Source organism: Azospirillum lipoferum (assembly GCF_024170005.1).
Lineage (GTDB): Bacteria > Pseudomonadota > Alphaproteobacteria > Azospirillales > Azospirillaceae > Azospirillum > Azospirillum lipoferum.
In genome coordinates this window covers 778,800-805,508 of sequence record NZ_JALJXJ010000001.1, presented here as the reverse complement: position 1 = coordinate 805,508, position 26,709 = coordinate 778,800, and the positions used below count along the sequence as shown (strand labels likewise).

General features: G+C 66.5%; 25 protein-coding genes. 11 read left to right on the top strand and 14 right to left on the bottom strand.

Annotation, left to right across the window (positions count from 1 at the left end):
* Window positions 1-537 (bottom strand): helix-turn-helix domain-containing protein (locus J2848_RS03815; RefSeq protein WP_253568577.1); only part of this gene is annotated, 537 nt, incomplete at its 3' end.
* 228 nt (window positions 538-765) lie between these two features.
* Here J2848_RS03815 and J2848_RS03810 point away from each other — a divergent pair.
* Window positions 766-1,530 carry an SDR family oxidoreductase gene (locus tag J2848_RS03810; protein ID WP_149233534.1) on the top strand — a complete coding sequence of 255 codons (765 nt, stop codon included), beginning with the start codon at window positions 766-768 and terminating at the stop codon, window positions 1,528-1,530.
* 46 nt (window positions 1,531-1,576) lie between these two features.
* Here the strand turns inward: J2848_RS03810 and J2848_RS03805 are convergent, their stop codons facing one another.
* On the bottom strand, window positions 1,577-3,133 hold the full coding sequence (locus J2848_RS03805) for a Ppx/GppA family phosphatase (protein ID WP_149233535.1): 1,557 nt from the start codon (window positions 3,131-3,133) through the stop codon (window positions 1,577-1,579).
* A gap of 23 nt (window positions 3,134-3,156) precedes the next feature.
* On the bottom strand, window positions 3,157-5,304 hold the full coding sequence (locus J2848_RS03800; RefSeq protein WP_149233536.1) for an RNA degradosome polyphosphate kinase: 2,148 nt from the start codon (window positions 5,302-5,304) through the stop codon (window positions 3,157-3,159).
* 174 nt (window positions 5,305-5,478) lie between these two features.
* Here J2848_RS03800 and J2848_RS03795 point away from each other — a divergent pair, with 174 nt between their 5' ends.
* The 5 genes from J2848_RS03795 to trmFO all read left to right on the top strand — a co-directional run bounded on the left by J2848_RS03795 (window position 5,479) and on the right by trmFO (window position 12,549).
* Window positions 5,479-5,997: a SixA phosphatase family protein gene (locus J2848_RS03795; protein WP_149233537.1), complete on the top strand. Its 519-nt coding sequence runs from the start codon at window positions 5,479-5,481 to the stop codon at window positions 5,995-5,997.
* An 84-nt stretch (window positions 5,998-6,081) separates the two neighbouring features.
* A complete protein-coding gene (locus J2848_RS03790; protein ID WP_170307163.1) occupies window positions 6,082-7,698 on the top strand; it encodes a CYTH and CHAD domain-containing protein in 1,617 nt (538 codons plus the stop codon).
* A 175-nt stretch (window positions 7,699-7,873) separates the two neighbouring features.
* On the top strand, window positions 7,874-10,741 hold the full coding sequence (uvrA, locus tag J2848_RS03785; protein ID WP_149233538.1) for an excinuclease ABC subunit UvrA: 2,868 nt from the start codon (window positions 7,874-7,876) through the stop codon (window positions 10,739-10,741).
* 61 nt (window positions 10,742-10,802) lie between these two features.
* Complete coding sequence (locus J2848_RS03780) at window positions 10,803-11,000, top strand: hypothetical protein (RefSeq protein WP_109443607.1); 198 nt, start codon at window positions 10,803-10,805, stop codon at window positions 10,998-11,000.
* 205 nt (window positions 11,001-11,205) lie between these two features.
* Entirely contained in the window at window positions 11,206-12,549 is a 1,344-nt protein-coding gene (gene trmFO, locus J2848_RS03775; RefSeq protein ID WP_149233539.1) for a methylenetetrahydrofolate--tRNA-(uracil(54)-C(5))-methyltransferase (FADH(2)-oxidizing) TrmFO, read from the top strand.
* 23 nt (window positions 12,550-12,572) lie between these two features.
* Here the strand turns inward: trmFO and J2848_RS03770 are convergent, their stop codons facing one another.
* Window positions 12,573-13,427 carry a phytoene/squalene synthase family protein gene (locus tag J2848_RS03770; protein WP_149233540.1) on the bottom strand — a complete coding sequence of 285 codons (855 nt, stop codon included), beginning with the start codon at window positions 13,425-13,427 and terminating at the stop codon, window positions 12,573-12,575.
* A 123-nt stretch (window positions 13,428-13,550) separates the two neighbouring features.
* On the opposite strand from J2848_RS03770, the gene J2848_RS03765 reads away from it, so the two are divergent.
* The 4 genes from J2848_RS03765 (at window position 13,551) to J2848_RS03750 (ending at window position 17,425) form a co-directional block, all read left to right on the top strand.
* A complete protein-coding gene (locus J2848_RS03765; RefSeq protein WP_149233541.1) occupies window positions 13,551-14,423 on the top strand; it encodes a squalene/phytoene synthase family protein in 873 nt (290 codons plus the stop codon).
* A gap of 70 nt (window positions 14,424-14,493) precedes the next feature.
* Window positions 14,494-15,438: a presqualene diphosphate synthase HpnD gene (gene hpnD / locus J2848_RS03760; protein WP_246194109.1), complete on the top strand. Its 945-nt coding sequence runs from the start codon at window positions 14,494-14,496 to the stop codon at window positions 15,436-15,438.
* The gene (gene hpnE, locus J2848_RS03755) at window positions 15,438-16,826 is read left to right on the top strand and encodes a hydroxysqualene dehydroxylase HpnE (protein WP_149233543.1); all 1,389 of its coding nucleotides are present in this window, start codon (window positions 15,438-15,440) and stop codon (window positions 16,824-16,826) included. The genes hpnD and hpnE overlap by 1 nt, the downstream gene beginning before the upstream one ends.
* 5 nt (window positions 16,827-16,831) lie before the next feature.
* Window positions 16,832-17,425: a superoxide dismutase gene (locus J2848_RS03750; RefSeq protein WP_149233544.1), complete on the top strand. Its 594-nt coding sequence runs from the start codon at window positions 16,832-16,834 to the stop codon at window positions 17,423-17,425.
* A gap of 60 nt (window positions 17,426-17,485) precedes the next feature.
* Here J2848_RS03750 and J2848_RS03745 read toward each other — a convergent pair whose 3' ends face one another.
* From J2848_RS03745 to yajC, 6 genes are all read right to left on the bottom strand, one after another.
* Complete coding sequence (locus J2848_RS03745; protein WP_246194110.1) at window positions 17,486-17,869, bottom strand: type II toxin-antitoxin system PemK/MazF family toxin; 384 nt, start codon at window positions 17,867-17,869, stop codon at window positions 17,486-17,488.
* Window positions 17,835-18,050 (bottom strand): AbrB/MazE/SpoVT family DNA-binding domain-containing protein, encoded by a 216-nt coding sequence (locus tag J2848_RS03740; protein ID WP_149233546.1) that lies wholly within the window; start codon window positions 18,048-18,050, stop codon window positions 17,835-17,837. The genes J2848_RS03745 and J2848_RS03740 overlap by 35 nt, the downstream gene beginning before the upstream one ends.
* A gap of 61 nt (window positions 18,051-18,111) precedes the next feature.
* Window positions 18,112-18,489: an Mth938-like domain-containing protein gene (locus tag J2848_RS03735; protein WP_149233547.1), complete on the bottom strand. Its 378-nt coding sequence runs from the start codon at window positions 18,487-18,489 to the stop codon at window positions 18,112-18,114.
* A 30-nt stretch (window positions 18,490-18,519) separates the two neighbouring features.
* Window positions 18,520-19,476: a protein translocase subunit SecF gene (secF, locus tag J2848_RS03730; protein WP_149233548.1), complete on the bottom strand. Its 957-nt coding sequence runs from the start codon at window positions 19,474-19,476 to the stop codon at window positions 18,520-18,522.
* 11 nt (window positions 19,477-19,487) lie between these two features.
* Window positions 19,488-21,086 (bottom strand): protein translocase subunit SecD, encoded by a 1,599-nt coding sequence (gene secD, locus J2848_RS03725; RefSeq protein ID WP_149233549.1) that lies wholly within the window; start codon window positions 21,084-21,086, stop codon window positions 19,488-19,490.
* Window positions 21,087-21,211: 125 nt separating this feature from the next.
* Window positions 21,212-21,637: a preprotein translocase subunit YajC gene (yajC, locus tag J2848_RS03720; protein WP_149233550.1), complete on the bottom strand. Its 426-nt coding sequence runs from the start codon at window positions 21,635-21,637 to the stop codon at window positions 21,212-21,214.
* 225 nt (window positions 21,638-21,862) lie between these two features.
* Here yajC and J2848_RS03715 point away from each other — a divergent pair, with 225 nt between their 5' ends.
* Window positions 21,863-22,744 carry an ATP-binding protein gene (locus J2848_RS03715; protein WP_149233551.1) on the top strand — a complete coding sequence of 294 codons (882 nt, stop codon included), beginning with the start codon at window positions 21,863-21,865 and terminating at the stop codon, window positions 22,742-22,744.
* Here J2848_RS03715 and J2848_RS03710 read toward each other — a convergent pair.
* The 4 genes from J2848_RS03710 to serS are packed head-to-tail and all read right to left on the bottom strand — an operon-like array spanning window position 22,701 to window position 26,696.
* Complete coding sequence (locus tag J2848_RS03710; protein WP_149233552.1) at window positions 22,701-23,996, bottom strand: LysM peptidoglycan-binding domain-containing M23 family metallopeptidase; 1,296 nt, start codon at window positions 23,994-23,996, stop codon at window positions 22,701-22,703. The genes J2848_RS03715 and J2848_RS03710 overlap by 44 nt on opposite strands.
* Window positions 23,993-24,646: a protein-L-isoaspartate(D-aspartate) O-methyltransferase gene (locus J2848_RS03705; protein WP_149233553.1), complete on the bottom strand. Its 654-nt coding sequence runs from the start codon at window positions 24,644-24,646 to the stop codon at window positions 23,993-23,995. Before J2848_RS03705 ends, J2848_RS03710 begins: the two co-directional genes overlap by 4 nt.
* Entirely contained in the window at window positions 24,643-25,425 is a 783-nt protein-coding gene (gene surE, locus J2848_RS03700; RefSeq protein WP_149233554.1) for a 5'/3'-nucleotidase SurE, read from the bottom strand. The genes J2848_RS03705 and surE overlap by 4 nt, the downstream gene beginning before the upstream one ends.
* Window positions 25,425-26,696, bottom strand: a complete 1,272-nt coding sequence (gene serS / locus J2848_RS03695) for a serine--tRNA ligase (RefSeq protein ID WP_149233555.1) — start codon at window positions 26,694-26,696, stop codon at window positions 25,425-25,427. Before serS ends, surE begins: the two co-directional genes overlap by 1 nt.
* Between the last annotated feature and the right edge of the window lie 13 nt (window positions 26,697-26,709).

The following is a 26,709-nucleotide window of genomic DNA, read 5'->3' as shown; positions in this document are numbered from 1 at the left end:
GGCGAAGCGAAGCTGCATCAACCGACCCGTCGCATCGTCGATGAACACCAGAAGCGTGCAGGGATCGGCGCGATCCTCGAACCAGCGGTGCTCGCTGCCGTCGATCTGGATCAACTCGCCGAACCGCTCGCGGCGCAGCCGGGGAGGGTGGAACTGCCGGCGCTGTCGACGCGACAGCCAAAGGCCAGCCGCCGCCATCCACTGGCGCAACGTCTCGCGCGAGACCGTCAGGCCATGCTTGTCCCGCAGCATTTCCGCCGCCAAGGTCGGTCCGAAATCGCCATACCGGCTGCGAACCAGCTCCAGCGCCTGTTCCCGCACCTCATCGCCAAGCCGCCGGTTCGACAAACGGCCGCGACCCCGGTGAACCAGAGCACCGCCGCCACCCGCCTTGTAGCGCGCCAGAAGCCGCCATACCTGCCGCTCACTCAAAGCCAGAACCGACGCCGCCGATCCGACCCCGCGACGACCGCTCAGCACCTCGCCGAGAACCTCGACCCGTTGCAAGTCCCGTTCGCTCATCGTAATCCAGCCCATCGCCAGCCTCCCAGCCGTCGAAAACCTGGCGGAAGACTGACAGTTCTATGTTGCGAGGAACTGACATTCTGACATTGCGCTTACAAGCTTAAAGCACATAAGTTAGGTTATGGAAATTAAATCCGATCCCAACCACTCGAGCCTTGCGAATTCGAAAGCAAGAACCGGATAGCCTGGACCGCACCGTCTTCGCGACTCTCGGGCCGTTCATCGCAAGGGAGAATGGTAATGAGACAGCTCGATGGAAAGACTGCAATCGTCACGGGCGCCAGTTCCGGGATCGGGCGTGAGGCCGCACTGCTGTTCGCCGAGCATGGCGCGAAGCTCGTGCTTGTGGCCCGGCGGCGCGACGAGTTGGAAAGAGTAGCCGACGAGATCCGGGACACAGGTGGAACTGCCTTCGCCGTACCTGGTAGCGTCGTGGATGCTGCAACCGCAAGCGAAGCCGTGCAGGCCGCGAGGCACCAATTCGGCGGCCTGGATATCGCCTTCAACAATGCCGGGACCACCGGTGCTCAGATTCCGATTTCGGAAATGACGGCGGAGATGTGGCATGAGGTGATCGATACCAACCTGACCAGTGCCTTCCACGCCGCCAAACATCAGATCCCAGCGATGCTCGTCCGTGGTGGTGGGTCGCTGATCTTCACTTCGACTTTCGTCGGTCACACCGTAGGTTTTCCCGGAATGGCGGCCTATGCGGCGAGCAAGGCCGGACTGATCGGCTTGACGCAGGTGATCGCAGCGGAATATGGGCCGCAGGGCATCCGCGCCAATGCCTTGCTTCCGGGCGGCACCGACACGCCAATGGGACGGGCCGTGTCGAACACGCCGGAAGCGCTGGCTTTCGTCCAGAATCTGCACGCGCTGAAACGCCTCGCCAAACCACGGGAGATCGCGCAATCGGCGCTTTACCTGGCATCCGATGCGTCCAGCTTCACTACGGGAACCGCACTGCTGGTGGATGGCGGCGTCTCGATTACTCGAACCTAAAAGGGGCAGGGCCGCCTGCCACTCTGCGGCTTGCGGCCCACCTGCCCTACTCCGCCGCTTGCGGACGCAGCGGCTGAACCACGTCGCCCTTGAGATTCATCGCCTTGGCCAGCGCATCGATACGGCGCTGAACCGCTTCACCGGATGGAACGCTACCGTCGTCGGGCAGGGTCAGCACGACGCGCCCATCGCCGACCTTCAGACTGGTGCGCTCCAGCAGCGCCGTAGCGCCACCGGACAGCGTATGGGCAAGGCGGAGTGCCAAGCCCAGTACCAGCGCCTTCATCCCCTGCCCTTCGGTCACCAGCGTCCGCACCGGTGCTGTCTGAGGCGTGTCAATGGTGCCGGCATAGCGGGCATGAGCGGCGAGCGCCAGGAAGGCACGCTCGTCATGGTCCAGCGCCGGGAACGGATAGCGCAGCACGCGCAGGAAGGCATGCTCCGCCCGATAGTCGGGATGGTCGGCCCAGCCGACGTCGCTCAGCAGGCAGGCGGCGTGGCGCAGGCGGATGGAATTATCGTCCTCACCAGCGAACAGCCCGGCGGTCCAGGACATCAGCAGGGCCGGGTCGCCCATCCGTACGAAGCGCCGTGCCCAATCGGCGGCCGACGCCATCAGTGGATCTTCGCGCTGGCCCTCCGGTGACAGCAACGAATAAAGATGCCCTTCACGCAGGCCATAGGCGGAAAAGACCAGCTTCGACGGCTGAGCGATGCGCAGCAGCCGTTCCAGCACCAGCCCGGCAAACGGCAGCGTATCGAGCCGGCGGCGCGATCCCGCCATCTTCTCCAGAGACGAGCGGCTCTGCCGGCCGATCAACCCGGTGAACTCCCGCGCGTCGGCCGACGGGATAGTGTAGTGGTGGATGATGTGCAGAGGGTGGCCGGACTGCTCCATATGCAGCTTGGCGATGGCGCGCCAGCTTCCGCCGACCGGATAGAAGGGCCGCCCCTTCATGGCCGGCAGCCAGGGCAGCGATTCCAGATGCTGGTCGATCAGCTTGGCCGGACCGCCCTTGGTCGAGCCGACCTCCATCAACCGCAGGGGGCCAAGCGGCAGGGTCACCTGCTTGCCGATCACACCACGGTCGAGTGTCACCAGTTCCAGGCTGCCGCCACCGAGATCGCCGACGAGGCCGTCGGCGCCGGGGGTGCCGGACAGGACGCCCATGGCCGACAGTCGCGCCTCCTCCTCGCCGCTGATGACGCGGACGGTCAGGCCGGCCCGGCGGCGGATGGCGTCGACGAAGGCCGCACCGTCGCGGGCATCGCGCACCGCGGCGGTGGCGATCACATCCAGCCGGCCGACGCGCATGCCCTGGGCGAGCGTGGCGAAGCGTTCCAGCGCGGTCAGCCCCTGGGCGACGCCGTCGGGGTTCAGCAGACCAGCCTTCTCCACGCCTCGGCCAAGACCGCACAATACCTTCTCGTTGAACAGGGCGAGCGGCGACCGGGTCAGCCCGTCATAGACGACGAGACGGATGGAGTTCGATCCGATGTCGATCACGCCGACACGCTCGGCGGAAGCAGCAATGCCGATTCCGCCGATGCCCGCCTGCCCCAGGTCGCCCGGGTTGGCGGCGGCGCGTTTGTCCTTGCTCATACTCTCGCTCCCGTCACCCGCCCTCAGGACACCGTGTGCAGCATCAGCCGCGGCGGCGTGCGCTTGCTGGCGAGCGCGCTGCCCCGACCGGACAGGCTGGGGTTGGTCATGAAGTAATTATGGGCGCTGAATGCGTCCGGGCCAGCCTTGACACGATGGTACACGCCATCGGGTCCCAGCTTCCAGGTGCTTGCGTCGTCCTTCATGTTGGCGACCATGATCTGGTCAAGCACCTGTTCGTGCACCGTCGGATTCTCGATGGGAACCAGGGTTTCGATGCGCCGATCCAGGTTGCGGGTCATCCAGTCGGCCGAGGAGATGAAGATCTTGGCCTGGTTACTGGGCATGGGATGGCCGTTGCCGAAGCAGATGACGCGGCCATGTTCCAGGAAACGGCCGACGATGCTGCGCACCCGGATGTTCTCCGACAACCCCTTCACTCCCGGCCGCAGGCAGCAGATGCCGCGGATGATCATGTCGATCTGCACGCCGGCCTGCGAGGCCTTGTACAGCTTGTCGATGATGACCGGATCCACCAGGGAGTTCAGCTTCACCCAGATCGACGCCGGACGACCGGCGACGGCGTGGGCGATCTCCGCCTCGATCAGGTCGGACAGGCGCTGGCGCAGCGTGATCGGTGCGATGGCGATCTTTTCCAGCACCTTGGGCGTGGCGTAGCCGGTCATGAAGTTGAACATGACGGCGGCGTCGTGGCACAGCGCCGGGTCGCAGGTGAAGAAGGACAGGTCGGTGTAGACCTTCGCGGTGATCGGGTGATAGTTGCCGGTCCCGAAATGGACATAGCTGCGCAGCGCCTTCTTCTCGCGCCGCACCACCAGCGACACCTTGGCGTGCGTCTTCAGGTCGACGAAGCCGTAGACCACCTGGGCGCCGGCGCGTTCCAGGTCACGCGCCCAGCGGATGTTCGCCTCCTCGTCGAAGCGGGCCTTCAACTCGACCAGCGCCGTCACCGACTTGCCGGCCTCCGCCGCCTCGATCAGCGCGGCAACGATCGGGCTGTCCTTGCTGGTGCGGTAGAGTGTCTGCTTGATGGCGACCACCTGCGGATCGCGCGCCGCCTGACGGATGAACTGCACCACCACGTCGAAGGACTCGTACGGGTGGTGGACGACGATGTCCTTGTGGCGAATCGCAGCGAAGCAATCGCCGCCGAAATCGCGAATCCGTTCCGGAAAGCGGGCGTTGAAAGGTCGGAAGACCAGATCGGGCCGCTCGTCGACGATCAGCAGCTTGGTGTCGGTCAGGCCGATCAGCCCGTCCAGGATGAAGACATCGTCGGACGCGACGTTCAGCTCATGCCGCAGGAACTCGCGCAGATCGGCCGCCATGCCGCTGTCGGTGGCCAGCCGGATGACGCTGCCGCGGCGGCGGCGCTTCAGGGCGCTCTCGAAGGTGCGGACGAGGTCTTCCGCCTCTTCCTCGATTTCGATTTCGCTGTCGCGCAGCACGCGGAAGACGCCGTGCGCCTTGACCTGGAACGGAGGGAACAGGCGGTCGATGAACTGCATCACCACCTTTTCCAGCTGGATGAAGCGGATGTCCGAACCCGGCAGGCGCAGGAACCGCTCCAACTGCGTCGGCAGCGGCACCAGCGCATCGATGTGCCGGCCCTTGACCGGATCGTGCAGCTGAAGCGCCAGCGAGAAGCCCAAATTCGGCAGGAACGGGAAGGGGTGGGCCGGGTCGACGGCGATCGGCGTCAGAATCGGGAAGATGTCGTCCAGGAACTTGGCTTCCAGCCAGTCCAGTTCGCCCTCGCTGAGATCGGCTGGATCGACGACAGCGATGCCGGCATCGCGCAGTTCGCCCTTCAGCGAGCGCCACATGGTCTGCTGGCTGTCCATCAGCGCCGCGATGCGCTGTTTCACCGCGACCAGCTGCTGGGCGGGCGTGAGATTCTCGGGACTTGGCGCCTTGACGCCGGCGGCCACCTGCCCTTTCAGGCCGGCGACGCGGACCATGTAGAATTCGTCGAGGTTGCTGGCGGAGATCGACAGGAAGCGCAGCCGCTCCAGAAGCGGGTGGTTCGGATTGGCCGCCTCGTCCAGAACGCGCTGGTTGAAGGCCAGCCACGAAAGCTCCCGGTTGATGAAGCGTTCCGGAGCGTTTGGCTCGATACCGACCGAATCGAGTTCCTGGAGATGCGTCACGTCGACCTCTGAAATCTTGAATCCCCGAACGCCGGCACCTGCCTTGGAGCGGCGCCGACAACGGTTATATGGTGGGCAGACAGAGTATCCCATATGCGTTACGGTTTCAGGACTCCCATTTGGTTAAAGACTGCGACCTCTCCCCGCCCCCTACCCTGCCGGCCGACACCCGCCATGAAGACGCTGTTCCTGCTGCGCCACGCCAAATCCTCCTGGGACGATCCGTCGCTGGGCGACCATGACCGTCCGCTGAACGCCCGCGGCGAGAAGGCGGCAACCCTGGTCGGCTCTTATCTGGGCAAGCATCACGCGCACATCGACCTCGTACTCTGTTCGACCGCCGTTCGGGCGGTGGAGACGCGCAAGCGGGTAATGACGGCGATGGGTGTCCCTTACCCGCCGGTCGAGCACGAGCGCGGCCTGTATCTGTGCGGCGCCCGCACGCTGCTGGAACGGCTGCGCGACGTGCCGGATTCGGCGACCGGCCTGATGCTGGTGGCGCACAACCCCGACCTGCATGAGTTGGCGAACGCCCTGACCGGCAGTGGCGACCATGGCCTGCGCCAGGATCTGGCCGACAAGTTCCCGACCGGCGCCTGTGCCGTTCTGGTCTTCGAGACGCTGCATTGGGCCGACCTGGAGCTCGGAGCCGGTCGGCTGGCGGATTTTGTGCAGCCGCGTAAACTCTCTTAACCTGCGGCGGCGGTTGGGGTATCCACGGATCCACCTGATCAATTCCAGGCCGTTCCCCGGCCGGATTCGGGAGGAAGCCGACCTTTGACCCCCGTCAGCCCACCCACGGCACCGCCCAACAGCCAGCAGCCCGGCCCCGAGGCGCATTCCACCGCCTCCACCTTCCGCGAGGTCGAGCTGAAGCTGCATGCGGCGCCGGCGGATCTGGCGCGGGTGGCGCTGCTGCCGGGGCTGCTGGCGATCGCCGACGGTCCGGCGTCGACACAAAGGCTGCGCACCGCCTATTTCGACACGCCCGACCTGAAGCTCGCCGCCAACGGTGTGGCGTTGCGCGTGCGGCAGGAAGGGGAGCGCTTCATCCAGACCCTGAAGACCGTCAACAGCGCCAGCCCCGGCGATTCGGCCGCGGTCGCGGTGCGACGGGAATGGGACTGGATCGTTGGCGGCGAAGCGGTCGATGTGGGCGCGCTGGCCGATCCAAGCGTTGCCGGGCTGGTTCCGGCCACGGCACTCGATGCGCTGGACTGCCTGTTCATCACCGATTTCCGCCGCACCACCCTGCTGCTTCGCCCCGATCCGCTGACCGCGGTCGAACTGGCGGTGGATGACGGTGGCGTCTATGCCGGTGGCAACTCCCTGCCGGTCAGCGAGGTGGAGTTGGAGCTGAAAGCCGGGAAGGTTGCCAGCCTGTTCGATCTGGCGCTGACCCTGCAAACCGCCATTCCCATGCGCATCGGCACCGAAAGCAAGGCGGAGGCCGGGCTGCGGCTGGTCACCGGCAGGGCGCCGGGACCGGTGGACGCGGAACCGCTCGGCCTGTCGCCCCTGACCACGGTGGCGGAGGCCTATCGCCACATCCTGCGGCAGGCGTTGCGCCAGTTCCTTGCCAATGAATCCTGCGCGCTGGCGGGTGGCGATGTGGAGGGGCTGCACCGCATGCGCGTGGCGCTCCGCCGGCTGCGCATCGCCCACCGCCTCTTCGCACCGCTGGTCGCCTCACCGGAGGCCGACAGGCTGGTGGAGGAAAGCCGGGGGCTCGCCAAGCGGCTGGGGCCGGCGCGGGGCTGGGACGTGCTGATATCCGGCGTCATCGACCCGCTTCTCGCCGACCCGAAGGCGGCATCGGACATCGACCGCGCGGCGCTGGAGCGGTTGGCTTCGCTTGCCCGGTCTGCCGGAGCCGGTCCGGCGCGGGAGGCGATGGCGGCGATCCTGGCACCCGGCTGCACCGCCATGGTCCTCGGCCTTGCCGCGTGGCTGGAGCATGGGCGCTGGATGTCGGAAGCCGACGGCGATCGTCGGGCTACGTTGTCGGCATCGGTTACGACGCTCGCCGGCGGATGGCTGTCGGCGCGGATGGTGAAGCTTGGCAAGACCGCGAAGCCACCGGAAGATGCCAAGGGACGCGACAAGCTGCGGCGCCGGCTGCGCACACTGCGCTACACCGCCGACTTCTTCCGCGGGCTCTATCCGGAGACCGGCACCCTGCCCTTCTTCGCGGCGCTGGAACCGTTGCAGGCGGCGCTGGACGCCGATCAGGACGCCGTCACCGGCGCCCGCATGCTGGGATCGCTGACCGGTGCCGACCCGAAAGTGGTTGGCGCGGTGGCTGCCTGGATCGACCGTCAGTCCGACAAGCGCCGCAAGGCGGTCCCGGATCTGTGGAAGCGTTTCCGCGCGGTGCCGCCCTTCTGGTCATGACCGACCCGCGCGGCACACCGGTGGCAAAACCGCACCCAGCGCATATATCGTCAGCCGGCCGGCCGCAGGCTTCCGGTTCCTGAAGATCCCGGATCCCGGGCCAGGCAATTTTCGTCATGCGTCGCGGCGCCTTGCCGCTTTCCATCCGGATGAGCTTCGGGTAAAAGAACACTCCATGAACAAATACATCAGCGTCCGCGGCGCGCGGGAACATAACCTGAAGAACGTCGATGTGGATCTGCCGCGCGACGAGCTGATCGTCATCACCGGCCTATCGGGATCGGGCAAGTCGTCGCTCGCCTTCGACACGATCTATGCCGAGGGGCAGCGCCGGTATGTGGAGAGTCTGTCGGCCTACGCACGCCAGTTCCTGGAATTGATGCAGAAGCCGGACGTCGATTCGATCGAGGGGCTGTCGCCGGCCATCTCCATCGAACAGAAGACGACCTCGAAGAATCCGCGCTCCACCGTCGGCACGGTGACGGAGATCTACGACTACATGCGCCTTCTGTGGGCGCGCGTCGGCATCCCCTATTCGCCGGCCACCGGCCTGCCGATCGAAAGCCAGACGGTCAGCCAGATGGTCGATCGCATCATGGCGATGCCGGAGGGCACCCGCCTGCTGCTGCTGGCCCCCTTCGTGCGCGGCCGCAAGGGCGAGTACAAGAAGGAAATCCAGGATCTGCGAAAGCGCGGCTTCCAGCGCGTGCGGATCGACGGCACCATGTACGAGATCGACGAGGTGCCGGCGCTCAACAAGAAGCTGAAGCACGACATCGAGGTGGTGGTCGACCGCATCGTGGTGCGCGAGGGGCTGGGCAACCGTCTGGCCGATTCGCTGGAAACCGCGCTGGGGCTGGCCGATGGCATCGTCTGGGTCGAGAATGCCGAGACCAACGATCAGACCGTCTTCTCGCAGAAGTTCGCCTGTCCGGTCAGCGGCTTCACCATTCCGGAGATCGAGCCGCGGCTGTTTTCATTCAACAACCCGTTCGGCGCCTGTCCGGCCTGCGACGGGCTTGGCAGCAAGATCTATTTCGATCCGATGCTGGTGGTGCCGGACGAGCGGCTGTCGCTGTCGAAAGGCGCCATCGCGCCGTGGGCCGGATCGACCTCCAAATATTACGACCAGACGCTGGAGAGCATAGCTGAGCATTTCAGCGTGTCGATGACCACGCCCTGGCAGGATCTGCCGGAGAAGGTGCGCCAGACCATCCTGTTCGGATCCGGTGGGTCGGCGATCACCATGACCTATGACGACGGCCTGCGGCGCTACCAGACCAACAAGGCGTTCGAGGGCATCGTCAACAATCTGGAGCGGCGGTTCCGCGAGACCGACAGCGCCTGGACCCGCGACGAGCTGTCGAAGTACCAGTCCTCCCAGCCCTGCGAGGTCTGCAAGGGCGCGCGCCTGAAACCGGAGGCGCTGGCGGTCAAGATCCGCGGCCGCAACATCTCCGAGGCGGCGGAACTGTCCATCGCCGGCGCCGGTGCCTGGTTCAGCGAACTGAACGAGCATCTGCGGCCGAAGGACCGTGAGATCGCCTATCGGATCCTCAAGGAGATCAACGAGCGACTTGGCTTCCTCAATGCCGTCGGCCTTGAGTATCTGACGCTCAGCCGCGGGTCCGGCACTCTGTCTGGCGGTGAAAGCCAGCGGATCCGCTTGGCCTCGCAGATCGGTTCCGGCCTGACCGGCGTGCTCTATGTGTTGGACGAACCGTCCATCGGCCTGCACCAGCGCGACAACGACCGGCTGCTCGAGACGCTGAAGCGTCTGCGCGACATCGGCAACACGGTGGTCGTCGTCGAGCATGATGAGGACGCGATCCGCAACGCCGACTATCTGGTCGACATGGGGCCCGGCGCCGGCCAGCATGGCGGTACGGTGATCGCGCAGGGAACGCCGGAGGAGGTTCAGAAGAACCCCGACAGCATCACCGCCCAGTATCTGAACGGCACCCGCTTCGTACCCGTGCCTGACACCCGCCGGCCCGGCCATCCCGGCCAGTTCCTGGAGGTACAGGGCGCGCGCGCCAACAACCTGCAGAATGTCTCGACCAGGATTCCGCTGGGCACCTTCACCTGTGTGACCGGCGTGTCCGGCGGCGGCAAGTCGACGCTGATCATCGAGACGCTGTACAAGGCGGTGGCGCGCAAGCTGATGGGTGCGCGCGAGCATCCGGCCGAACATGACGCGGTGCTTGGCCTGGAGCATCTGGACAAGGTCATCGACATCGACCAGTCGCCGATCGGCCGCACCCCGCGCTCCAACCCCGCGACCTACACCGGCGCCTTCACGCCGATCCGCGACTGGTTCGCCGGCCTTCCGGAAGCCAAGGCGCGCGGTTACGGCCCCGGTCGTTTCTCCTTCAACGTCAAGGGCGGACGTTGCGAGGCCTGCCAGGGCGACGGCGTCATCAAGATCGAGATGCACTTCCTGCCCGACGTCTATGTCACCTGCGACGTCTGCCACGGCAAGCGCTACAACCGCGAGACGCTGGAAGTCACCTACCGTGACAAGACCATTGCCGACGTGCTGGACATGACGGTCGAGGAGGGCAAGGAGTTCTTCAAGGCGGTCCCCGGTATCCGCGACAAGATGGACACATTGGACCGTGTCGGGCTGAGCTACATCCACATCGGGCAGGCGGCGACCACCCTGTCGGGCGGCGAGGCGCAGCGCGTCAAGCTGTCCAAGGAACTGAGCCGCCGCGCCACCGGCCGCACGCTGTACATCCTCGACGAACCGACCACCGGCCTGCATTTCGCCGACGTCGAAAAGCTTATGGAGGTGCTGCATGCGCTGGTCGACCAGGGCAACACGGTGTTGGTGATCGAACACAATCTGGAGGTCATCAAGACCGCCGACTGGATCATCGACCTGGGTCCGGAGGGTGGCACCGGTGGCGGCGAGATCGTCGCCGAAGGCACCCCGGAAGATGTCGCGAAGGTGGAGCGCAGCTACACCGGACGTTATCTCGCCCCCTACCTGAAGGCGAAGCCGGCGGTACGGAAATCGGCAACCCGAAAGAGGGCGTGAACAAACGCAAGCTGCGCCGCGTTCTCCCCAGAGAATTCGCACTGCATGGGAGACGAGAGGCATGAGCAAGACGCTTCTGACCGGTGTGGGGGCCGCCCTGGGTGCGGCCCTGCTGCTGGCGGCCTGCGGGTCCGACAAATCCACCACCAGCACGACGACCACGACGACGACCACCCCCAGCTACGGTTCGACCACTGTGACGCCGGCCCCGACCGGCTCCACCACCATCGAGCGCAGCACGACGACGAAGAGCGAGTGAGCCGCAGCCCTGGTTGACGCCTCAGGCCTCTGTTTTGCCTGGATCGATGTTCTGACTGACTCCTGAACGACTTGCAGCCGGCCTTCCTTGCGGAGGCCGGCTGATCTGTGTTTGACCAATGCCGTTTGAGGACTGTCGTTTTTGGAGCGGACAGCCTAGATTGCGCGCGAATCGTCCGCAGTCTTTTGTTTGGAACATCAGCTCTATGACCGACACCCTTCGCCCCGTTCATGTCATCGGCGGCGGTCTCGCCGGCTCGGAAGCCGCCTGGCAGCTCGCCTCCCGCGGCGTGCCCGTCGTGCTGCACGAGATGCGGCCGGTCCGCAAGACCGAGGCCCACAGCACGGAGAAGCTGGCGGAGCTGGTCTGCTCCAACTCCTTCCGGTCGGACGATGCCGAATACAATGCGGTCGGACTGCTGCACGAGGAGATGCGGCGTTGCGGCTCGCTGATCCTGCGTTGCGCCGACGCGCACAAGGTGCCGGCCGGCGGTGCGCTGGCCATGGACCGCGACGGTTTCGCCGACGCGGTGACGGAAGCCGTCTCCACCCATCCTCTCATCACCATCCAGCGCGAGGAGGTCGCGGGCCTGCCGCCGGAGGAGTGGGACAGCGTCATCGTCGCCACCGGTCCCCTCACCTCTCCGGCCCTGGCAGATGCGGTGCGCACCCAGACCGGCGAGGACTCGCTGGCCTTCTTCGACGCCATCGCCCCCATCGTCTATCTGGAGAGCATCGACCTGTCGAAGGCGTGGTTCCAGTCGCGCTACGACAAGCCGGGTCCCGGTGGCACCGGCAAGGACTACATCAACTGCGCCTTCGAGAAGGACGAGTACCGCGCCTTCATCGCCGCGCTGATCGAGGGCGAGAAGCTCGACTTCAAGGAGTGGGAGAAGAACACCCCCTACTTCGAAGGCTGCCTGCCCATCGAGGTGATGGCGGAGCGCGGAGTCGACACCCTGCGCTATGGACCGATGAAGCCGGTCGGCCTGACCAACCCGCACAAGCCGGAACGCCGTCCCTACGCCGTGGTCCAGCTGCGCCAGGACAATGCACTGGGCACGCTGTACAACCTCGTCGGCTTCCAGACCAAGCTGCGCCATGCCGAACAGGCGCGCATCTTCCGCATGATCCCCGGCCTGGAGAATGCCGAGTTCGCGCGGCTGGGCGGCATGCACCGCAACACCTTCCTGAACAGCCCGCGCATCCTGGACGCCGCCCTGCGGCTGAAGTCGCTGCCCCGGCTGCGTTTCGCCGGTCAGGTCACGGGCTGCGAGGGCTATGTGGAAAGTGCTGCCGTCGGCCTGCTCGCCGGCCGCTTCGCCGCGGCGGAGCGTCTGGGACAGGAGATCAGCACGCCGCCGGTGACGACGGCGCTCGGTGCCATCCTCGGCCACATCACCGGTGGAGCGGAGGCGGAGACCTACCAGCCGATGAACGTCAATTTCGGACTGTTCCCGCCGGTCGACGACAAGATCCGCGGACGTGACCGCAAGCTGGCCTACACCCGCCGGGCGTTGGCCGACCTGGACGGCTGGCTGAAAGGCTGATGATCGGCAGGGAAGCGCGGGCGTCAGTAGCGCCCGCGCATCGCCGCCCAGCCCAGCCGAAGCTGACGGAAGGGGTTGGTCAGCATCACGCGTGGGGCGAACACGTCGTTGCCCTCCCGCGCGATGACGCCCAGATGCAGGTCGGCCAGCGTCGCCGGCAGCAGCGCCGGAACGGCGGCCTTCGGCACTTCACGGCGCAGGGCACGAGCCTCGTTCAGATGCTTGCGCGCCACATCGGCGATCTCGCCCACCACCGGTCGCAGTTCGGACGTCGAGCGGCCGGCGAACAGATCCTCGCTCTTGGCGCCGTGGCGCTGCATCAGATCGTCCGGCAGTCGTTGCCGGTGCTGACGCGCAAGGAACGGAACCGCGCGCAGGATGCCGGACAGGGCATAGGCGATGCCGACATGGCGCCCCGCCGCCGCCGCCGCCGCATCCCGCACACCCAGGATCTCCAGCGCCAACTGGACCAGTGGCGAACCCGTGACCTCGGCATAGTTGACGAGACAGGCCAGATCGGCCGGTGGGGTGTCGTCCAGGTCGGCTTCGCGCGCGTCGATCAGCCGGTCGAACAGGGGACGGCTCAGCCCCAGCCCATGGGCCGCCTGAGCCAGCGGCTCCATCACCTCGTGGCGCGGTACGGGTCCATCCTCATAGACGGCTTCGATGCCATCGCGCCAGAATTGCAATCTCATCTGGCCCAGGATCGGTTCGCTGACCACCTCGCGCGTTTTCGCGATCTCCAGGTTGAAGGCGTAAAGCGCGAAGGTCGCCTCCCGCCTATCGGCGGGGGTGAACAGACCTGCCAGAAAGTGGTCGTTGTCATATTTCCGAACCTCCCGTCCGCAATAGGACAGGTCGGTCGCAGCCTTCACCATGGGATGCCCGATTGGAAAAAGAGGGGAGGAGTGATGGAAGGACGGGCCAAAGCCTGTTGCCACGCCTATATGAAGCACACACGGTCGCACCGCCAGCCCCGACGCGCAGCAGGCAGGGATCCCATGACGGATTTCAACATCGCTCCGACGAAACCCCGCAAGACCGGTCCGGTCGCACGCAAGGACGAATCGGGAGAGAATTTCCCCGTCGCGTCGCGCCTGCTGCCGAAGCACCTGCGTCCGCATGTGATCGCCTTCTACCGTTTCGTCCGTCTGGCCGACGACATCGCCGACGATCCGGATCTCGAACCGGAGACCAAGCTGGCCTATCTGGAAGCGCTGGAACGGGCGCTGACCTCCGGCCAAGCCAAGCATGCCTATCTGAAGCCGGCCACCGACCTGCGGGAGAGCTTGCAGAAGACGGGCGTCAGCGATCGTCACGCCCGGCAAATCCTGCGCGCCTTCCGCCGCGATTCGGTCGGCGCCCGCTGCCACAGCTGGAGCGATTTGCTTCTCTACTGCCGCTTCTCCGCCAACCCGGTGGGCCGCTACCTGCTGGAGCTGCATGGCGAAGGGGTGGCGGCCGGGCCGGCGTCGGATGCGCTGTGCTCCGCCTTGCAGGTGCTGAACCATCTCCAGGACGCGCGGGAGGACTGGACCCAGCTCGGCCGCTGCTATATCCCGCTGGGCTGGTTCGACGAGGCCGGGATCAGCGTCGAACGTCTGGTGGAGGTCGAAAGCGATGCCCGCCTGCGCACCATCTTTGATCAGGCACTGGAACATACCGACCGGCTGCTGGAACGTGCATCCGCCCTGCCCGGCCTGATCCAGCATCGCGGGCTGCGGATGGAGGCGGCGGTGATCCTCAGCCTCGCCGAATCGCTGTCGCGGCGGCTGAAGGCCCGCGACCCGATGAAGGCGCGGGTGACGCTGGGGGCGCACCACAAGCTGGCCGCCGTGGCGCGGGGGCTGGCGCGGAGCTTCTCCGCCGCATAAACTCCGGGGCCGCATGTCGCGACGTGCACCGACAGGCACGTCGCGACGTGCAATGCCCAGGATGCTACAGATGACCCCTCCGCCGCTGGAGACGGCCCCGCTGGAACCGGTATCCATGACGTCGCTGGACAAGCAGGCGCCGGACAAGAAAGCGCCCGACACGGCGACCGCCGTCACCGCCAAGTCGGGCAGCACCTTCTATTGGCCGATGCGTCTTCTGCCTGCCTCCAAGCGGGCGGCGATGTTCGCCATCTACGCCTTCTGCCGCTGCATCGATGACATCGCCGACGAACCGGGCGAGCCTGCCGCCAAGCGGGCCGCTCTGGACGCCTGGCGCCGCGATATCCGCGATCTTTATATCGGTGGTGCTCCCAACGGGCCGCTGACGGCCGCCTTGAAGGGCGCCATCGAACGGTACAGCCTGCCACGGGCTGAGCTGGAGGCGCTGATCGATGGCATGGCGATGGATGTCGCCGGAGAGGAATCTGGTTCCGGCGGTATGCAGGCTCCCGATCTCGACACCTTGCGACTCTATTGCCGGCGTGTCGCCGGGGCCGTCGGCATGCTGGCGATCCGCGTCTTCGACCGCGCCGATCCGGCAACCGAACGGTTTGCCCTGGCGCTGGGCGAGGCGTTGCAACTGACCAACATCCTGCGCGATCTGGCCGAGGATGCGGAGCTGGGGCGGCTCTATCTGCCGCGCGAGCTGCTGCTGGCGGCTGGCATCGACGGCAACGATCCGGACGCAGTCCTGGCTCACCCGGCCCTGCCCCGGGCCTGTGAGGCGCTCGCCGCGCTCGCCGAGACCCGCTTCGCCGAGGCACGCTCCGCCATCGCCGGTCAGGCACGCGGATCGCTGTGGGCGGCCACCGCGATGATGGTGCTGTATCACCGGCTGCTGAAGCGCCTGCGCGCGGCCGGCTGGCGCGACCTGACAGCGCGCGTGCGGGTTGGTCGGCGTGAAAGCGCCTGGGTGGCGGTGCGCTGCATGCTCGGCATTCCCCCGGCCGCCTGATGAGCGCACCGGGCATCGTCCATGTCATCGGTGCCGGGCTCGCCGGGCTGGCAGCCGCCGTTCGGCTGGCCGAGGCAGGCCGGCGTGTCGCCGTCTATGATCAGGCTCCGCAGGCCGGCGGACGCTGCCGCAGCTTCCATGACGCCACGCTGGGCCGGTCGATCGACAACGGCAACCACATGGTGCTCAGTGGCAACCGCACGCTGCTCGACTATGCCCGGCGGACCGGCGGAGCCGATGCGCTGGAGGAACTGCGACCGGCGGCTTTTCCCTTCCTCGACCTGCATGACGGCACCACCTGGACCCTGCGTCCCGGAGGGCTGTGGCTGTTCGACCCCGCGCGCCGGGTGCCGGGCAGCCGGCCGCTCGACTATCTTGCCTCCCTACTCTGTCTGACAGCTGGCCGGCATCATTCCGTTGCCGACCGCCTGTCTCCATCCGGAGCCCTGTTCGAGCGGCTATGGCGCCCCCTGGCGGTGTCCGCCCTGAATGGGCCGGTGGAGCGGGTCTCCGCCCGTCTGTTCGGTGCGGTACTGCGCGAGACGCTGCTGCGCGGCGAGGCGGCCTGCCGGCCGGTGCTGGCGCCACGGGGCCTCTCCGCCGCCTTCGTCGACCCGGCCTTGGCCCGGCTGAGGTCGGCTGGTGCGGTGCTGCATCTCGGTGCACGGGTCGACGGGCTGACCTACGAAGGAGACCGCTTGACCGGCTTCGCCGCCGGCGGCAGTGCCGTGGCGCTCGGCGCGGACGACGGCGTGATCCTCGCCACGCCAGCCTGGGTGGCGGAACGGCTGGTGCCGGGACTTACCGTGCCGCCTCCCGGGCCCGCCATCGTCAACCTGCATTTCCGGTTGGACATGCCAGTGCGGCTGCCGGGCGGTTTGCCATTCGTCGGGCTGGTCGGCGGCACGGCGGAATGGCTGTTCGCCCGCGACGACCTGCTGTCTGTCACCATCAGCGACGCAGATGCCCTGGCCGACCTGCCGGCCGAGGTGATCGCCGGCCGGCTGTGGGCGGAGATCGCTCCCCACCTGAACCCGGTGCCGCGACTCGAAGGGCAGATTCCGCCCTTCCGCGTGGTGAAGGAGCGGCGGGCAACCCCTGACCAGTCTCCCGAATCGGTCGCTCGCCGCCCGAAGACGCGCACCCACTGGAACAACCTGACTCTGGCCGGTGACTGGACCGAAACGGGGCTTCCCGCCACGTTGGAGGCTGCCGTGCGCTCGGGAAGCCGGGCGGCCGAGGCCACTTTGTCGAATGGAAATAACCCTATACGACGTTCGGGACTGTTTCCGGCCTTCACAAGCTTCCGTCATCGGCCTATTTGGACGGACGGAGGTGCCGTGCTCGCAAGGCGCGGCCCGGAAGGACAATCAAAGAAGAGAGGGTAAATCAAATGGCGTTCGAACTTCCGCCGCTTCCGTATGCATACGACGCTCTGGCTCCGTACATCTCGTCGGAGACCCTGCACCTGCACCATGACAAGCACCACCAGACCTACGTCACCAACCTGAACAACCTGACCAAGGACACCCCGCTGGCCAACGCCAGCCTGGAGGAGGTCATCAAGGCCTCGGTCGGCGATGCGTCCAAGGTCGGCATCTTCAACAACGCCGCCCAGGTGTGGAATCACACCTTCTTCTGGCAGTGCCTGAAGAAGGACGGCGGCAAGATGCCGGCCGCCCTGGAACAGCGCATCGTCGCCGACTTCGGCAGCGTCGAGAAGTTCAAGGAAGAGCTGACCCAGGCCGCCCTGACCCAGTTCGGCTCGGGCTGGGCCTGGCTGTACCTGGACGGCGGCAAGCTGAAGGTCGGCAAGACCGGCAACGCCGACACCCCGCTGGCCCACGGCCAGAAGCCGCTGTTCACGATCGACGTTTGGGAGCATGCCTATTACGTCGATTTCCAGAACCGCCGCGCCGACTTCGTGAAGGCGGTCATCGACAACCTCGCCAACTGGGACTTCGCCGCCGAGCAGCTGGCTGCGTAAGGTTTAGTAGCGGGTTGAAAACGCAAAGGCGCCCGAATGGGCGCCTTTGTCGTTTGGGTGCTACGCGTTTCGACCGACCTTCAGCATCTCTTCAAGATGGTGACCAACTTGGCGGCTGACCGTCTGACGGTCGCTGTCGGCAAGAGTACCAAGCATTTCAGCGTCACGCGCGTCGATCACGGCCACCTTTGCCGTCCGCACGACGGATGGAGCGGGCAACCCTGCGACAACAAGGTCGCTGACAGGCACATCGGACGGCCAGCTCCGATTCTCGGCACTGGTGATCATCAACACCCAGATCAAGCTATGGCTTGCTTGCAGATCGTCTGCGGCAATGACCAATGCCGGTCGACGCTGGCGAACCGGGCGGTTGGCGTAAGGGAACGGGACCTTGACGACGTTCCAGGTTTCAAAGGCTGGCATAGGCCTGCCGATCCGCTTCACTGTCCCATTCCGTAAAGCAGTGGAAGGGATCGTCTGTGGGAGCCGGAGCGACTCGGGTCAGGATAACACGGTCATCTTCGATACGATAGGCGATCTCGTCGCCCTCATGCAGGCCCAGGGCTGCCCGCACCGGTTGCGGAATGGTCGTCTGGGCCTTGCTGGTCAGCTTGCTGGTGATCATGGAGCACCATAGTAAGGAATATCCTTACATTGGTGCCTAGCCGTTACGGCTTCAATGCCTATCAAACCGGCAGCATCGCCGCAGCTACCCGCCGGCCCTCGGCCAGCAGGACGTTATAGGTCCGGCACACCGCCCGGCTGTCCATCAGCTCCACCACCACGCCCTGCTCGCGCAGGCCGAGGCGTAGCGCCCTCGGGATCATGCGCATGGTGGCACCGGTGCCGAGCAGAAGGATTTCCACCTTCGGCTCGGCCGCCAGCACCGGTCCGAAGTCCTCCACCGACAGGGAGGCGACGTCGGTCGCCTCCCACGGCAGGGTGCGGTCGGGCAACACGATCACCGCGCCGACACGCCACTGGCCGGAAATGCAGAACTGCCCCGGACCGTAGCCGTCGATGACCTGACGGTCCGACGGGATCATCGGCATGATGTCGGCCATGCTGCCCTCTCCTCTGCTAAACGCCCGGTCTTACGGCGTGGTCGCCGGGGTGTTGCCCGCCGAGGCTGAATCGGGAGCGCCGCGCCGCAACCGGTTCTCGCCCAGGAACAGCAAGATGGGTGCCGCGATGAACACCGACGAGCTGGTCGCAAGGATAACGCCGAAGATCAGCACGATGCCGAAGTCCTGCAGCGCCTCGCCGCCGAAGAGCGCCAGCGGGATGATCGACAACAGCGTACAGACCGACGTGCCGACCGTACGGTTCAGCGTCTCGTTGATCGACATGTCGATCAGGTCGCGCAACGGCATCTTCTTGTAAATGCGCAGGTTCTCGCGCATGCGGTCATAGACCACGACCTTGTCGTTCACCGAATAACCCATGACGGTCAGGATCGCCGCCACGGCCGTCAGGTTGAACTGGATGTCGGTGATGGCATAGAAGCCGACGATCTTGGTGATGTCGAGAATCAGCGTCACCACCGCGCCGAAGCCGAACTGCCATTCGAAGCGGAACCAGATGTAGACCAGCATCGCCAGCATGGCGAGGCCGAGCGCCAGCATGCCGTTGGCGAACAGCTCGCCGCTGACCGACGCGCCGACCGCCTCGACACGGCGGACCTGGGTGCCGGGGATTGATTGCGCCAGCGTGTTGCGCACCTTGTCGGCGGCGACCTGCTGGGCGGCGTCGTCGCCGGGCTGCCGTTCCAGGCGGATCAGCACATCCTGCGGCGACCCGAACTCCTGCAACGCCACCTGTCCCATGCCAAGGCCGGACAGGGTGTGACGCAGCGAGGCGAAGTCCGCGGCCTGTGGCGTGCGGGCTTCGATGACGATGCCGCCACGGAAGTCGATGCCGTAGTTCAGGCCGGGGTGGAAGAACAGGATGACGGACGCGATGGACAGGACCGCCGACACGACGAGGCCGGCGATGCGGCCGTTCATGAAGGGGATCTTGGTGTTGTCGGGGACGAGGCGGAGATGGAACATCGTATGACCTCTCAGACCGGCAACACAGCCGGACGGGTCCGGCGCAGCCACGTCACCATCATCAGGCGCACAAGCACCGTGGCGGTGAACATGGAGATGAGGATGCCGAAGGTGATGGTGACGGCGAAGCCCTTGATGGTGCCAGTGCCGAAGACGAACAGCAGCGCCATCTTGATGGCCGTCGTCAGGTTGCTGTCGACGATGGTGCTGTAGGCCCGGCTGAAGCCAGCCTCCATCGACGCGAAGACCCCGCGGCCCTTCTTCGTCTCTTCGCGGATGCGCTCGTTGATCAGGATGTTGGCGTCGACCGCCAGACCCAGCGTCAGCAGGATGCCGGCGATGCCCGGCAGCGTCAGCGTGGCGTGCAGCAGCGACAGCGCCGCGATGGTCAGCACGATGTTCACCAGCAGGGCGAAGCAGGCGAAGGCGCCGAACAGCCCGTAGCAGGCGATCATGTAGACGCAGACCATGAGGAAGCCAACGACGACGGCGGTCAGGCCGGCCCGGATCGAATCGGCGCCCAGGTCGGGGCCGACCGTCCGTTCCTCGATCACCTTCAGCGGGGCCGGCAGGGCGCCGGCGCGCAGCAGCACGGCGAGGTCGTTGGCGTTGGCGGCGGTGAAGTTACCGCTGATCTGGCCGCGGCCGCCGGTGATCGGCTCGCGGATGACGGGGGCGCTGATGACCTTGTTGTCGAGCACGATGGCGAAGGGGCGACCGACATTCTGCTTGGTCACCTCGGCGAAGCGGTTGGCGCCCGCCGTGTTGAACTCGAAATTCACCACCCACTCGCCGGTCTGCGGGTTGGTGCCGGCCGACGCGTTCTGCAGCGTGGCACCGTCCACCTCGACCTTCTTGCGGATGACGTATTTGGACTGGTAGCGGTCGCCTTCGGCCGACGGCAGGATCTCCGACCCCGGAGGAGCGCGGCCGGTATTGGGATCGGCGTTCACGTCGACCAGACGGAAGGTCATCTTGGCGGTAGTGCCGAGCAGGCGCTTGATGCGGTCCGGATCTTCGACGCCGGGAAGCTGGACCAGGATGCGGTCGTTGCCCTGGCGGGCGATCGTCGGCTCGTTCACGCCGGTCTCGTCGATGCGGCGGCGGACGATTTCGATCGACTGTTCGATGGCCTGGGTCGCGCGGTCGCGCAGGGCGACCTCGCTCAGCGCCACGGTCACCGTGCCGCCGTTGACGGTCACGTCGAGGTCCGGCTGCCCGACGCCGAGCGCCGTACGGCCCACCGGGCTGGAGAGCTGGCGCAGGGCCTTCACCGACTCATCCGCCTGGGCCGGGTCGCGCAGCTGGACGGTGAGCGAGCGCTCCCCGGCGTTCAGCGCGGTGTAGCCGACGTTGGCGGTGCGCAACTGCTGCCGCGCGCCATCGACCAGACCTTCCACCCGGTCGCGGATGACGGTGGCCATGTCGACTTCAAGCAACAGATGCGATCCGCCGCGCAGGTCGAGACCCAGCGACACCCGGGTGTTGGCATACCAGGACGGCAGCGCCGCCAGCGTGTCGCGGCCCAGGAAGTTGGGCAGCATCAGGATGAACCCGGCGAGGCAGGTCGCCAGGATCAGGTAAATCTTCCAGCGCGAAAAATAGAGCATGCGTCACTCGAATCCGATCAGACACCCGGTCCGGGCGACCGGTCCGCCACATACAGGAGGCGACCGGCCGGGCCGGACGGGAAGCGCCTTCGGGCCGACCCGCGGAAGAGGGGCCCGGCTGCGGCTTACTTGCGGCCGAACAGCTTGCCGATCCCGCCGGTGGCGGTGGTGTCGGCCGGCTTCGCCTCGCCTTCGGCGGCCGGGGCGGCGTCGCCGCCGGACTTGCCGGCCGGCTCGGTCTTGGCGAGCACCAGATTCACGGTGGAGCGCAGGCAGCGCACGCGCACGTTCTCCGCGATTTCGACGGTGATCTCGTCGTCGGTGCCGACCTTGGTGACGACGCCGATGATGCCGCCGCCGGTCACGACACGGTCGCCGCGGCGAATGGCCGACAGCATCGCCTTATGCTCCTTCATCTTCTTCTGCTGCGGACGGATCAGCAGGAAGTAGAAGACGACGAAGATCAGGATCAGCGGCGCGAACTGGACGAGCATGTCACCGCCGCCGCCAGCCGGGGCCGCCGTCTGTGCATAAGCCGTCGAAACGAACATCTGGAAGCTCCTTACAGGTTTGGTCTCGGCACCGGATCGGCGTTCCGCCGGGACGCCGCGACTATAGCCGCCCATGACCGGGATGCAATGGTGATGCGCCACGATCCGTGGGGTGGCCACAGCTTGTGTGCTTGCCCTGCTGTGTTACGGTGCGAAGGCGTCGGAAAGATGGCTGCGCGGGCACCCACTTTCCATGGAACATTCAGAAAAAATTTCCGGAAAATTATGTCGCAATCCACCAGTACTTCCGGTGCCGATCAGGCGCTCGTCCCCCTGCTGACCCGCATCGCCGAAGCGCTCGAACGTCTGGCTCCGCCGCCGGACCGGCCGCTGGATTTCGGTGCTGCGGACGCCTTCGTCTGGCACCCCGATCCCGACCGGCTGGAAGCGGTTCCGGTGGTCAACCGTGTCGACATCATGCTTCTTCAGGGCATCGAGCGGCAGCGGGAGATCCTGCTGGACAACACGCGCCGCTTCGCCGCCGGGCTGCCGGCCAACAACGCCCTGCTGTGGGGTGCCCGCGGCACCGGCAAAAGCTCGCTGGTCAAGGCCGCCCACGCCGCCATCTGCCTGGAACGGCCGGGCGAACTGGCACTGGTGGAAATCCACCGGGAGGACATCCCCACCCTGCCCCGTCTGCTGACCCGGCTGAAGGGGGAGGCGCGCCGTTTCATCCTGTTCTGCGATGATCTGTCCTTCGACCATGACGACGCCCATTACAAGTCGCTGAAGGCGGTGCTGGACGGCGGGATCGAAGGGCGGCCGGACAATGTGGTGTTCTACGCCACCTCCAATCGCCGCCACCTGATGCCGCGCGACATGATCGAAAACGAGCGGTCGACCGCCATCAACCCGGCGGAAGCAGTGGAGGAGAAGGTGTCGCTGTCCGATCGCTTCGGGCTGTGGCTGGGCTTCCACAACTGCGACCAGGACACCTACTTCGCGATGATCGAGGGATACGTCCGCCATTTCGGCCTGGAGATCCCGGAGGACCGGCTGCGCGCCGAGGCCGTCGAATGGTCGGTCACGCGCGGAAGCCGGTCGGGCCGGGTGGCCTGGCAGTTCATCCAGGACTTGGCTGGCCGCCTCGGGAAGCCCCTTCGCTGACCTTGCGGTCCATCTGGTCGCTCGGGTCGACGGCCTGGCTGCCCTTGCGCAGCTCGAAATGCAGCTGGGGCGAGGACACGCCGCCGGTCTGTCCGACCCGGGCGACCACCTGCCCCCGCTTCACCGAAGCCCCACGCTCCACCTCGATCTTGTCGAGGTGGGCGTAGGCGGTGATCCAGCCGTCGGAATGCTTCAGCAGCAGCAGATTGCCGAAGCCGCGCAGCTCGTTGCCGGCATAGGCGACCACACCGTTGTCGGCCGCGACCACCGCGGTGCCCTTGGGGGCGGCGATGTTCAGCCCGTCATTGTGCAGCCCGTCCGGCTTCGGACCATAGCCGGAGATCAGCTTGCCCTTTACCGGCCACAGGAAACGGGCGCCGCCGCGCGGCGGCGGGGCGCCGACCTCCGCCTTCGGTTCCGGCTTGGGCGGCGGAGCCGCCGCGGCGACCTCCTGCTGCGGGGGAGCCGACTGCGGAGCGGGTGTTGGTTGCACGGCAGGGGCCGGAATCGGCGTCGGCGCCGGCTTGCTGCCGGGCGGCCGCAGCATGGTGGGGGCCTGCCCCGGCTGATAGGCGGTGTCGCCCGCAGCGGCCGGCGGTGCGGCGGTCGGAGCCGGTTCAGATGCGGCACCGGGCTTGGACGGCGGCGGCAGCGGCGTGGCGGCGATGCTGCCCGAGGAAACCGAACCGGAGGACGAGGATGCACCCGGCGGTGGCAGTTCGGCGGCCTGCACCGACCCGCGGCCGGTGGGCGAACCCTGAGGCGTCAGCGGTACGGCTCCGCCGGTTGCCGCACCGGAAGAGGCCATCATGGTCCCGCTGCCGTCGTTGCTGCCGGGCAGGCGCAACGGCTGGCCGACCTGGACCGCATAGGGCGGCGTCAGGTTGTTCAGCCGCGTCAGTTCACTGACGTCGACATTGTGCATCCGGGAGATGCTGTAGAGGCTGTCGCCCTTCTGCACAATGTACTGACGCGACGTGGGCAGCACCAGCCGCTGACCGACCTCCAGCCGGTAGGGCGGCGCCAGCTTGTTCGCCTCGATCAGGTCACGCAACGGCACATTGTAACGGCGCGACAGGGTATAGGCGCTGTCGCCCTTCTGCACGGTGATGGCGCCCCCGGCCGATTCCGGCACCTCGGAGACATGGGTAAAGGGCGCCAGCCCGCCCACCCGCTCGCAGGCGCCGAGCGCCAGGACGGCGGTGGACAGGACCAGTACGGACAGGACGCGCTTGGAAAATGCGGGTTTCATGCGGAACGGACCGATTGCGGCGGGTCGGACAGCAGCGGAACGAAACGGACGGGCCACAGGTCCTCCCGGATAAGGCCAGCTTCGGAGCGCCGGAAACGCACGACCCTCTGGTCGCGGTGATCGGTCCCCAACGGAATGAGCAAGACACCACCAACGGCGAGTTGATCCGTCAAGTCTTTTGGCGGCTCCGGCCCGCCGGCGGCTGTGACCAGTATGCGGGCGAAGGGCGCCTGCTCCGGCCAGCCCCGCGTCCCGTCGCCGAGCCGCGTGGTGATCGTGTGGATGCCGAGTGCCCTGAACCGCTCCTCCGCCTCGCGCAGGAGCGGTTTGAGCCGCTCGATCGTGAAGACCCGGCGGCAGAGCCGCGACAGCACCGCCGCCTGATAACCGGAGCCGGTGCCGACCTCCAGGACAAGATGCCGCGGGTGCAACTCCAGCGCCTGGGTCATCAGGCCGACCACCAGCGGCTGGCTGATGGTCTGGCCCAGGTCGATCGGCAGGGCCGTATCCTCCCACGCCCGGTCCTGGAAGGCCTCCGGGACGAACAACTCGCGCGGGATCCGCTCGATCGCCGCCAACACCTTGGTGTCGGTGACGCCGGCCCCGCGAAGGGCCATCAGCAAGCGGATCTTGCGCGGGTTGTATGTCACACGAAGGCCTGCCTCAACGTCTGCAACGTCGGCGTATGGGTGAGGTCGAGATAGACGGGCGTCACCGAGATGCCGCCGTTGAACACGACATGGATGTCGGTGTCGTCCGCCACATCGGCCTCGCCGCGCAGTGTGCCGATCCAGATATAGGGCTTGCCGCGCGGGTCAATGCGCTCGAACAGCTCGTCGCCGATCTTGCGCTTGCCGTGGCGCACCACCTGGATGCCCGTGACCTCCGCGGCCGGGCGGGCCGGGAAGTTGACGTTCAGCAGCACGTTCTTCGGCCAGGCCACCGTAACCGCCTTGCGCACCACGTCGGCACCATGGGCGGCGGCGGCGGACCAGTCGATGGGCTGGCCCGGCTCGTAATGCTGGCTCATGGCGATGGCCGGCACGTTCAGCAGGGTCGCCTCCATCGCCGCGGCGATGGTGCCGGAATAGGTCACGTCCTCGCCGATGTTGGAGCCCTGGTTGACACCGGACAGCACCAGCGTCGGACGGGCATCCTTCATCACATGGTTGACCGCCAGCAGCACGCAGTCGGTCGGCGTGCCGTCGACGGTGAAGCGGCGCTCGTCCAGCTTGCGCAGGCGCAGCGGCCGGTTGATGGTCAGCGAATGGCTGGCCGCCGACTGCTCCATCTCCGGCGCGACGACCCAGACGTCGTCGGACAGCTCGCGCGCGATGGCTTCCAGGACCTTCAATCCCTGCGCATGGATGCCGTCGTCGTTGGTGACGAGGATGCGCGTGCGGGACAGGTCGAGCGGCAGGTCGAACATCAGATGGAAATCCTCTCCACTCCGCGCATGTAGGGGCGGAGCGCTTCGGGAACCAGGATCGAACCGTCGGGCTGCTGGTAGTTCTCCAGCACCGCGATCAGGCAGCGCCCGACCGCCACACCCGATCCGTTGAGGGTATGGACGAATTGAGTTTGCTTCTCTCCCTTGGCGCGGCAACGGGCCTTCATCCGCCGCGCCTGGAAATCGCCGCAATTGGAAATGCTGGAGATCTCGCGGTAGGCGTTCTGGCCCGGCAGCCAGACCTCGACGTCATAGGTCTTGCGCGAGGAGAAGCCCATGTCGCCGGTACACAGCACGATGGTGCGGTAAGGCAGGCCCAGCCGCTCCAGGATCGTCTCGGCACAGCGGGTCATGCGCTGGTGCTCGTCCTCCGACTGTTCCGGCGTGGTGATGGCGACCATCTCCACCTTCCAGAACTGGTGCTGGCGGATCATGCCGCGGGTGTCGCGCCCGGCCGATCCCGCTTCCGCGCGGAAGCAGGGGGTCAGCGCGGTGTAGCGCAACGGCAGTTCCTCCGACGCCACGATCTGGTCGTTGACCAGATTGGTGAGCGGCACCTCGCTGGTCGGGATCAGGTAATGGTCGGACGAGGTGGTCTTGAACAGATCCTCCTCGAACTTCGGCAGCTGGCCGGTGCCGAACAGGGCATTGTCGCGCACCATCAACGGCGGGGCGATCTCGGTGAATCCGTGCTCGCCGGTGTGGATGTCCAGCATGAAGTCGGCAAGCGCGCGCTCCAGACGGGCCAGCCCGCCCTTCAGCACGGTGAAGCGGGCGCCGGACATGCGGGCCGCCGCCTCGAAATCCATCAGGCCCAGCGCTTCGCCCAGCTCGTAATGCTGCTTGGGGTTGGCGATGTCGGCCGGGCTGCCCCAGCGGCGCACCTCGACATTGGCGGTCTCGTCAGGCCCGTCCGGCACATCGTCGGCCGGGATATTGGGCAGGCCGGCCAGGATCGCGTCGAGTTCGGCGCCGAGCGCGCGTTCCTCCTCCTCGGCCTGGGGCAGGCGGTCCTTCAGGGTCGCCATTTCGTCCAGGATCGGCTGGACATCGCGGCCTTCGCGCTTGGCGAGGCCGATTTCCTTCGCCGCTTCGTTCCGGCGGGCCTGCATCTCCTGCATCTGGGTCTGCGCGGCGCGGCGGCGGCCGTCGAGATCGAGCACGGAGGACGACATCGGCGCCAGTCCCCGACGGCCAAGGCCGCGGTCGAAGGCTTCGGGATTCTCACGGATGGCGCGAAGGTCGTGCATGGCTCGAACAATC

Coding starts and splice junctions, on each gene's coding strand:
- J2848_RS03810 (WP_149233534.1), top strand. CDS start 766: ATGAGACAGCTCGATGGAAAGACTGCAATCGTCACGGGCGCCAGTTCC.
- J2848_RS03805 (WP_149233535.1), bottom strand. CDS start 3,133: ATGAGCAAGGACAAACGCGCCGCCGCCAACCCGGGCGACCTGGGGCAG.
- J2848_RS03795 (WP_149233537.1), top strand. CDS start 5,479: ATGAAGACGCTGTTCCTGCTGCGCCACGCCAAATCCTCCTGGGACGAT.
- uvrA (WP_149233538.1), top strand. CDS start 7,874: ATGAACAAATACATCAGCGTCCGCGGCGCGCGGGAACATAACCTGAAG.
- J2848_RS03780 (WP_109443607.1), top strand. CDS start 10,803: ATGAGCAAGACGCTTCTGACCGGTGTGGGGGCCGCCCTGGGTGCGGCC.
- trmFO (WP_149233539.1), top strand. CDS start 11,206: ATGACCGACACCCTTCGCCCCGTTCATGTCATCGGCGGCGGTCTCGCC.
- J2848_RS03770 (WP_149233540.1), bottom strand. CDS start 13,427: ATGGTGAAGGCTGCGACCGACCTGTCCTATTGCGGACGGGAGGTTCGG.
- J2848_RS03765 (WP_149233541.1), top strand. CDS start 13,551: ATGACGGATTTCAACATCGCTCCGACGAAACCCCGCAAGACCGGTCCG.
- hpnD (WP_246194109.1), top strand. CDS start 14,494: ATGACCCCTCCGCCGCTGGAGACGGCCCCGCTGGAACCGGTATCCATG.
- hpnE (WP_149233543.1), top strand. CDS start 15,438: ATGAGCGCACCGGGCATCGTCCATGTCATCGGTGCCGGGCTCGCCGGG.
- J2848_RS03750 (WP_149233544.1), top strand. CDS start 16,832: ATGGCGTTCGAACTTCCGCCGCTTCCGTATGCATACGACGCTCTGGCT.
- J2848_RS03740 (WP_149233546.1), bottom strand. CDS start 18,050: ATGATCACCAGCAAGCTGACCAGCAAGGCCCAGACGACCATTCCGCAA.
- J2848_RS03735 (WP_149233547.1), bottom strand. CDS start 18,489: ATGGCCGACATCATGCCGATGATCCCGTCGGACCGTCAGGTCATCGAC.
- secF (WP_149233548.1), bottom strand. CDS start 19,476: ATGTTCCATCTCCGCCTCGTCCCCGACAACACCAAGATCCCCTTCATG.
- secD (WP_149233549.1), bottom strand. CDS start 21,086: ATGCTCTATTTTTCGCGCTGGAAGATTTACCTGATCCTGGCGACCTGC.
- yajC (WP_149233550.1), bottom strand. CDS start 21,637: ATGTTCGTTTCGACGGCTTATGCACAGACGGCGGCCCCGGCTGGCGGC.
- J2848_RS03715 (WP_149233551.1), top strand. CDS start 21,863: ATGTCGCAATCCACCAGTACTTCCGGTGCCGATCAGGCGCTCGTCCCC.
- J2848_RS03710 (WP_149233552.1), bottom strand. CDS start 23,996: ATGAAACCCGCATTTTCCAAGCGCGTCCTGTCCGTACTGGTCCTGTCC.
- surE (WP_149233554.1), bottom strand. CDS start 25,425: ATGTTCGACCTGCCGCTCGACCTGTCCCGCACGCGCATCCTCGTCACC.
- serS (WP_149233555.1), bottom strand. CDS start 26,696: ATGCACGACCTTCGCGCCATCCGTGAGAATCCCGAAGCCTTCGACCGC.